Source organism: Brucella sp. GW823-FHT04E01 (assembly GCF_058796175.1).
This window is the reverse complement of sequence record NZ_JBXAIK010000005.1, coordinates 233,322-241,593: the sequence shown is the minus strand read 5'-3', so window position 1 is coordinate 241,593 and position 8,272 is coordinate 233,322. Positions and strand designations below refer to the sequence as shown.

Genomic DNA, 8,272 nt, shown 5'->3' with positions numbered 1-8,272 from the left:
AGCCCAAAACCAAATCAAAACCCGCCACAACGCGGGCTTTTTTTTGACCAAAGCAGCCGGGGCAGCTGCAAAACTTCTTATTCTCTGTGAACTAGCCCCATTTCGACCGGACAGTCGGCATAAGCAGAAAGGCTCAAGCACAGGCTTATGTCTAACGAGTATCGACACGTTGAATTGCTGACGGGTGATGTCCGCCGCAGGCCGGTGGACAACCGAGCAGAAGCTGACAATTATTGAGCAGAGTTTCGAACCCGGCGAGACGGTGTCTTCCACCGCTCGCCGCCATGGCGTTGGGCCCAATCTGCTTTATCGGTGGCGCAGGCTCTTGAGCGAGGGAGGTGCGGCAGCCGTGGATTCTGAAGGGTCGGTTGTCGGCAACTCGGAAGTGAAGAAGCTGGGAGATCGTGTCCGCGAGCTGGAGCACATGCTTGGTCGCAAGACAATGGAGGTCGAAATCCTCCGCGAAGCCCTTTCCAAAGCGGACTCAAAAAACGGATATCGCAGCCGATCTTGTTGCCGAAGGACGGTTACCGATGAAGACCGTTGCACACACCTGGGGCGCGCGCGCTCACACCTCGCGGATCGGTTGAAAGGTAGATCAAAGCCGCGCGGACACTATCACAAGGCATAGGATGCAGAGCTTTTGCCCATCATTTGCAGGCTGGTCGATCAGAGGCCAACCTATGGCTATCGGCGGATCACCGCGCTCCTCAATCGCGAAAGGTGAGCCGCCGATCAGCCTGTCGTCAACGCCAAACGGGTTCACCGCATCATAGGCAACCACCCGATGTTGCTGGAGAAGCATACGGCCGTTCGCAAGGGCTGCATCCATGATGGCCGGGTCACGGTCATGCGTTCGAACTTGCGCTGGGGTTCCGACGGGTTGGAGTTCGCCTGCTGGAAAGGAGAGGTCATTCGCCTCGCCTTCATCATCGAAGCCTTCGGTCGAGAGATCGTCGCCTGGACCGATGTCCCCAATGCAGGCCTCTCCGGCTCCGACGTGTGCGACGCGATGTTGGAGGCGGTCGAGAAGCGCTTCGACGTAACCCGAGCCTCACATACTATCGAGCATCTCGGACAGTCGCTCGACCTACACAGCACGGGACACGAGATTGTTTGCTCAGGCGCTCAATCTGACACCTTGCTTCATTCCGGTCGCGAGCCGCCAGTCCAACGGTATGTCAGAGGTTTTCGTCAAAGCCCTGAAGAGGGATTTCATCAGCATATCAGCTATACCGGACGCCGAAACAGCGCTCCACCGTAATCGACGGATGGATCGAAGACTGCAACGAAATCCATCGACATTCCGCGCTCAAGATGGCCTCCCCTAGGCAGTTCATCAGGGATAAATCAAAATAGCTGAAATGTCCGATGGAACGGGGCACTCCACCATCAATATAAAGACAATAAGAAAAAGCTCAATTAGCTTGATGATGGTCAAAAAAAATGGTATAAATAATTAAATGATACTTGTATGATTAGAATATTGACTTCCATTTATTTGATACTATTTTGGAGATCACGTAACTATACGCGATTATATCTGAAGTTTATGAAATATATGGGGGGGCTAAAACAAAAATATTTAACGATGATCTCTTCATCAATTCTTGGGTCAATTTTTCAAAGCGCAGTTTTTGGGCAATAAGTATGAGCACAAATTATCAAACGTTTGTATGGGACGCCGATGCGGATCAAGTTTATGATCCTGCAGTCTATGGAAATAACCAAATTATTATTGGGCCGCATCGCGACTCGTTCGACAAAAGCAGAACAAGTTTTGAAATGCGTGGTAATTCCACGTCGTCCATTTGCCTGCTATCGGCTCGGTCGAAGATAAAGTGGATACAGAATGGAGAAGAGAATACTCCGCTTTTCCTCATCAATGAAGGAGATGTAAGATTTCGGTTGAACAGTTCTGAAGTAGAAGATTCTTTTAATGATTTTCTCGGTGAAGTTGAAATTATATATACATCAGATACGAGAATAATAATTAACGGTGGAACATTTCAAATCGCTGAATTGAAGTCATTAGTTTACAATAATAGTTCGATACCAGATGCGAGGGCTATTATCGACGTTTCTAACGGTGGTCAGTTTGATTTGAGGGCTCAACGATTTGTGCCCGGTGCTTTGACGATCAATGTCCACGACCGCGCGGCTGTACAGATTGAAGCGGAAAGCCCACACAGCAAATGCCCGATTGATTTCACCGGGGACGACAGTTCCCGTCCAAAACCAGGTTTATTCAATTTCATCTCGGACAAATATGACGGTGGATTAATCTATATCAGTGGTATGAATCCGATATATTTTGCCGCACTTAAAGACCATATCGTTGCTATAGATGGTAATCCCATTGGGGCCGATGAATTTGAGAAGAGGATAAGATATACTTATAGAGCGGACAACCCGATTGTAACAATGCAGTTGATCAGCTGAAGCCTTTCGCATTTATCGTGTTGTGCGCGATGGGAGATTTTCCGTAAGCTTGTAGAGCAGCAGTTTCGACGGCTGCAAAAGCGTTCTACGTCCCAGCCTTCACTTCCGCCACAAGCGGAGCATTGGGAGCAAGTGCATTGCTCGATGGGGCGGCTTCTGTCGATTGCGATACACAAGCCGCTTCCCCTTGAAGTTCGTGGGCGTCGATATGCATCGATGAGTTCTTTTTCCATCCGCCGTGAAAATAAAGGACCGTCGCCATCAGCAGGGTTGATACCATTGCAGCTGGAAAACTCAGCCAGAGCGCATCGGAACCAAACTGTTCACGCAGACCAATGGCGACACCGAGACGCACCGGGTACATGGATACGAAGAGAATGATGAGCGGCCAGATAACCTGGCCGTTCGCTCTTACAGTTCCGAAAAGAACCATCGATACGCCGAAGGCGATGAAACCCCAGGTCGCGATCTGCCCGATGTGCTGGCCGATCGTGATTGCCGGACTGTCCGCGCCGAGAAATATCTGCATGGCCTGTCGATCCGCGAGAAGCAGCAGCACAACCAGGGCTCCCGTCATCAGAACTGCATAAATCGCCCCTATACGCGTTATCGAACTCACGCGATCCCATTTTCCCGCACCGATATTCTGGGCAGCCATGGCGCTGACAGCGGCGCCAAGCGCCATTGCCGGCATCTGCACATAAGTCCAGAGCTGCTGCGTAGCGCCAAACGCGGCTGTCGTATCGACCCCCTCCTGATTGACCAGCCGCATCATGGTCAGCATCGAACTGGAAACCACAATCATCTGGACGCCCATTGGCAGTCCTTTGGTGAAGATCAGCCGCAGTAATTCCCGGTCCGGAACTAGAAGCCATAATTCCTCGCCGCGCAGGCGCAAAGGCAGATCACGGTAGTAGATATAATAAAGCATCGCTGCGAGGCTTATGTAATTGGCGGCAGCCGTCGCCAAGGCAGACCCTGCGATACCGAGTGCGGGCAGCGGCCCCCAGCCCAGAATGAAAAGGGGATTGAGCGCTATATCCAAAAGAACGGCCATTCCCATGAATATGAGCGGGGTCATGGCGTCGCCGCTGCCGCGCAATGCCATCATCAATGTCGTCTGCATCAGAATCGCCGGCATGGCGAGGAACGTAACTTGCAGAAACGCGCGCGCCAGCGGTTCAATTGCTTCAGGCGTTCCGAGCAGATCCAACACCTTTGGGGCGAGTAGCCAGCCGATGATGGCGACGACAATGCTAAGCGGCACGAAAGTACCAACAGTGGTGCCCGCTATTGCGCGCGCTGTCTCGACATCACGCCGCCCGAATGCCTGTCCGATCAGGATCGTCGATGCCATGCCGAAACCGAAGACAAAGGCAGTTAGCAGAAACATGACCAGGTTGCCGTTTGTCGTCGCTGCAAGTGCATTCTCGCCCAGCAACTGGCCGATCCAGATCGTATCGATCGAACCGTTGGCTGATTGCAATATGGAAGAGCCAAGCGTCGGCAACGCAAAAAGCAGCAAAGCCTGATTGATCGGGGCGGTTGTCAGGTCGATGCTTTGTTTCATGAGACCTCGTCATCGGAATGTTTTGTTGTGAAAGAATTGCCTAAATGAAACTGGATGTTCGTCCCCGTTACCGGAAACCTAAATGGTTGTACTCCGGAGTGATGTTGGCAGTTTGCACACCACACGTAAAGTCACGGAAAAGAGTATCGGATGTGACGCAAAGCGATGGTACGACCGTTTTATGCCATTCCCACTAATCAAAAGATTGCTAATATGGTCATGAAAGCATGGAGGGGCTCTATCCATGAAAGGTCTGGCAAATGAGGCATTGCAAGATGCCGATAAGAATGAGGGTGATCTACATCCTGCTCACGCGGGGTGTCAGCCATCACAACTGAACCCGGGCGATCACGCCTGTGCAGGCGAAGAGCAGCTCAATTGGCTCGTCGCAATGATCAATCACGTGCCAGATTTCATCTATGCCAAGGACCTGCAGGGTCGGTTCCTGTTTGCCAATGATGCTGTGGTTCGCAACAACGGACTATCGGACATCAGAGATCTGGTCGGACTGACCGACTTCGAAATTCATGGTGAAGCTGCGATCACTGCTCGCATTTCCGAAATCGAAAAGCAGGTCATGGAAAGCGGCCAGCCGGATCTCGGTTATGAAGAACGCGCCATGCGCGGCGGAGCTGATCGCTGGCTCATGATCTCGCGCGTGCCTTTGCGCGATAGAAGCGGCAATATTATCGGCGTCGTGGGTGTGTCTCGTGACATTTCCATCAAGAAAAGGGCTGAACGCTTCATGCAGGTTCAGGCCCGTATTCTGGAAATGACGGTAAGCGCGGTTGCCATACCGGAATTTGTCGATCAGCTGGCACATTTGCTGGAAGATATTACAGCTGGTGCTCACTGTGTTGCCATGCTTACCGGGGAAACGACTGACGAAGTCGTCATATCCGCGCCTTCGCTGCCTCAACTGGTGACCGGTTTGAGAGGTGGGCTTGAATCGATTTCGGCCGCGAGTCTCGAAGTGGTGTTGAGGACATTGCTTCCAGACAGCCAAACCATATTCTGCATCGAGATTCCGTCTGCGGACGCTGAGGGGCACGGTTTTCTAGGCTTGGTGGCCGATGTTGACGCTTCGAAAGACCTTGATCTCAGGGAGTTTTTCACTACTGCAGCGAGGCTGACCGGCATTGCCATAGACAGGCGCATTGCCGATGAGCGCATCCGCTATCTGGCCGAACACGATACGCTGACGGGACTGGCGAACAGGGCCTTCCTGGAGCGAAGGCTCGACGAGATTCTCCAACAGGCAGCTTCCCGATCTCGGAGGGTGGCTGTTGGCTTTCTCGATCTGGATCAGTTCAAACCGGTCAACGATACGCTCGGCCATGCAGCGGGAGACAAGCTCCTGCAACAGATTGCCGAACGGATTTCGGTGCTCCTGCGCGACGGTGAACTAGCCGGTCGCATGGGAGGCGATGAATTCATTCTGGTTTTGCAGGCGGATGAAGGTGATTTTTGCTCCCGGCTGGACGAGATCAGGCGGAAGATCAGCGAGCCGGTCGAACTGGACGGGGCATGTCTGGAAGTCACCTGCAGTATCGGCGTCGCCTGTTTCCCGAGACATGGCGGGGCGGCGGGGGAACTCTTGGCGGCTGCGGATGCGGCCATGTATGATGCCAAGGCGAAAGGGCGTAATGGCCTCAGTGTCTATTCCGGCGAAATGTCGCGCGGGCCCGCTACAGGCGGGAGCGGCCAGTCATAGTTGTTGCATGATGTTCAACTCAGCTTGGCTTTGACGAACACGTCATAGCGCGTGCTTTTGCCGAGTATCTGGTGGGAAGGTTTGCGCAATCCGGCCATTGGGTCGGCACGCAGGGGCCATTTCAGCACCACGCGGTTCTGCGCGGCTTCCAGCGCCACTTGCATCAGTCTTTCAGCATCCGGATCTGTGCCGACGATCTCGCGGATTTGCCGCATTTCCTTTTTGACGAGCGCACTGTTACCGCGCGGAGGGTGCATCGGGTCAACCAGCACGACCTGCGGCTTCAGATCCGGCAGGAGCAAGCTGGAATCACCCAGCAGAAGTGTCATGCGCGCGACAGTCTCGGCATAGCGACCGCCTTCTGCAGCAGCGCGCGCCAGCCCTTCGGCGAGAAGAGCGTGCATCTTTTCGGAACGCTCGATCAAAGTTACCTTTGCACCCAGCGATGCCAGCAGAAATGCGTCGCGTCCGAGCCCCGCTGTCGCATCCACGATTTCTGGCGTGGCATCGCGCGTCAGACCGGCGGCCTTGGCGAGAGCCTGTCCGCGTCCTTCGCCGGAGCGAAACCGGTGGCCGACAGCGCCTCCGACGAAATCAACGACCAGTTCCGATGTATCGATTTTCTGCGACATGGATGCTCTCAGAAGGGGCAGGGCGCGGTAAAGTTCACGGAACGACCATCGGGATGCTGGAAAGACAATTCTTCCGCGTGCAGCAGAAGGCGATCTGCAGCAGCCAGCGCTTCACCTTCGGCATAGAATTCGTCGCCAAGGATCACGTGGCCGAGCGCTTTCATATGTACACGCAGCTGGTGCGTGCGCCCTGTGAGGGGATGAAGCCGCAGACGCGTTGTGTTCTCGTCCCGATCCAGAACCCGCCAGCGGGTTTGTGCTGGTTTGCCATTTTCACGGTCGACACGATGACGCGGTTTGTTGTCGGGGTCTATGGCTAGAGGCAGGTCGATCAGCCCTTCGTCATCTTCAACAAGCCCCCAGACCACTGCAACGTAGGATTTTTGCGTCGTCCGCGCCTCAAACTGCGAGGCGATGGCAGCATGTGCCTTGCGGTTGAGCGACATCAGCACAAGGCCCGACGTGTCCTTGTCGAGACGGTTGATCATCTGGGCTTGCGGAAACTGTTCCTGAACGCGTGTTGCGAGACTGTCCGACAATGCGGGGTGACGCCCCGGTACGGATAAGAGGCCACTTGGCTTATCCAGCACGAGAAAGCCTGCATCGCGATGAAGGATCGAGAGGTAGGGTTCCAGCGGAGGGTGATAGACGGGAGCAACGGCGGATAACACAGTCATGATACGCTTCTAGCATGGTTTACGTGTCGCGGAGAAGCGGCCCTTTGTTGACAGCACGTCCGGGTCGCTCTACCGTATATAAAGATGCTCTAAAATACGTTTTTTCCCTTTTATTTTCATGGTGATACGATGATGACCCGCCGCCAAACCTTGTTGGGTGCTGCCGCTGCTGCCGTTGCTATGTCTATGCAGTCACAGAGAGGGCAGGCTGAAGGTCAATCGGCTCGTTCTGCCGGTTTTTGGTATCCGGAAGAAACAGAGCCGCATGAACGTACTTTCATGCAATGGCCGGTGAATCCGGCGGTCTATGACGATCCTGATTTTCTGGATGACATTCAGAAAACGATCGCGAAAATCGCCAACACCATTGCTGAATTCGAGCCGGTCGTGATGCTGGCGGCGGCACAGCACCACCGCGCAGTTCGCAAGCTGGTGTCGCGCAATGTGGAATTATGGGACATTCCGACCGATGATTTGTGGTGTCGCGATTCCGGTCCCTCCTTTGTCGTGGATGGCAAGGGTGGTCTCGCCGTCACGCAGTTCAACTTCAACGGTTGGGGCAACAAGCAGACCCATGGGGCAGACGGTCAGATCGCCGCGCGGATAGCCGAGCGGATGGGGGGGCAGGTTTTCGATACAGGGCTGGTGGGTGAAGCGGGCGGTGTTGAAACCGACGGCCATGGCACGCTGATCGCTCATGAAAGCACCTTCGTCAATGGCAATCGCAATCGGGGCAGCAAAGCTGAAATCGAGAAGATGCTGCTGGATACGATGGGCGCCCGCAAGATGATCTGGGCGCCCGGAATCATTGGTGCCGATATCACCGATTATCATATCGATGCGCTTGCCCGTTTTGTTAAGCCGGGACAGCTGGTAATCCAGATGGGAGATAAGATCGATCCCGACGATCCCTGGTCGGCTGCTGCCTTCGAAACGCACGACATTCTGGCCGCAGCCACCGATGCCGAGGGTCGCAAACTCGATATGGTTATTCTGCCGGAGCCTTATAATATCCGCTCGAAAAGCCACGATTTCGTGTCTTCCTATGTCAATTACTACGTTTGTAACGGCGCGGTGATAGCTGCCGAGTTCGGGGATCGTAAAGCCGATGAACGGGCTGCCGCTATTCTTGCCAAACTGTATCCCGGTCGGGAGATTGTTACATTGAATATCGATCCGGTGGGTGAGGTTGGCGGCGGTATCCATTGTGCCACCCATGAGCAACCCAAGGTCTGAA

General features: G+C 54.1%; 6 protein-coding genes and 1 pseudogene. 4 read left to right on the top strand and 3 right to left on the bottom strand.

The features are described from left to right. The first annotated feature begins 147 nt into the window (after positions 1-147). Positions 148-1,359 (top strand): annotated as a pseudogene (locus tag AC1RHM_RS20880) (IS3 family transposase). A 291-nt stretch (positions 1,360-1,650) separates the two neighbouring features. Further along, the gene (locus tag AC1RHM_RS20875) at positions 1,651-2,442 is read left to right on the top strand and encodes a hypothetical protein (RefSeq protein WP_010661528.1); all 792 of its coding nucleotides are present in this window, start codon (positions 1,651-1,653) and stop codon (positions 2,440-2,442) included. An 85-nt stretch (positions 2,443-2,527) separates the two neighbouring features. Here the strand turns inward: AC1RHM_RS20875 and AC1RHM_RS20870 are convergent, their stop codons facing one another. Next, a complete protein-coding gene (locus AC1RHM_RS20870; RefSeq protein ID WP_010661527.1) occupies positions 2,528-4,012 on the bottom strand; it encodes an MATE family efflux transporter in 1,485 nt (494 codons plus the stop codon). 244 nt (positions 4,013-4,256) lie between these two features. On the opposite strand from AC1RHM_RS20870, the gene AC1RHM_RS20865 reads away from it, so the two are divergent. After that, a complete protein-coding gene (locus AC1RHM_RS20865) occupies positions 4,257-5,726 on the top strand; it encodes a GGDEF domain-containing protein (protein ID WP_010661526.1) in 1,470 nt (489 codons plus the stop codon). Positions 5,727-5,740: 14 nt separating this feature from the next. On the opposite strand, the gene AC1RHM_RS20860 is transcribed toward AC1RHM_RS20865, so the two are convergent. Next, positions 5,741-6,358: a class I SAM-dependent methyltransferase gene (locus AC1RHM_RS20860; RefSeq protein WP_010661525.1), complete on the bottom strand. Its 618-nt coding sequence runs from the start codon at positions 6,356-6,358 to the stop codon at positions 5,741-5,743. Positions 6,359-6,366: 8 nt separating this feature from the next. Next, positions 6,367-7,035 carry a pseudouridine synthase gene (locus AC1RHM_RS20855; RefSeq protein ID WP_036564089.1) on the bottom strand — a complete coding sequence of 223 codons (669 nt, stop codon included), beginning with the start codon at positions 7,033-7,035 and terminating at the stop codon, positions 6,367-6,369. 129 nt (positions 7,036-7,164) lie between these two features. Here AC1RHM_RS20855 and AC1RHM_RS20850 point away from each other — a divergent pair, with 129 nt between their 5' ends. Next, positions 7,165-8,271: an agmatine deiminase family protein gene (locus tag AC1RHM_RS20850; protein ID WP_492332613.1), complete on the top strand. Its 1,107-nt coding sequence runs from the start codon at positions 7,165-7,167 to the stop codon at positions 8,269-8,271. The last annotated feature ends 1 nt before the right edge of the window (position 8,272 follow it).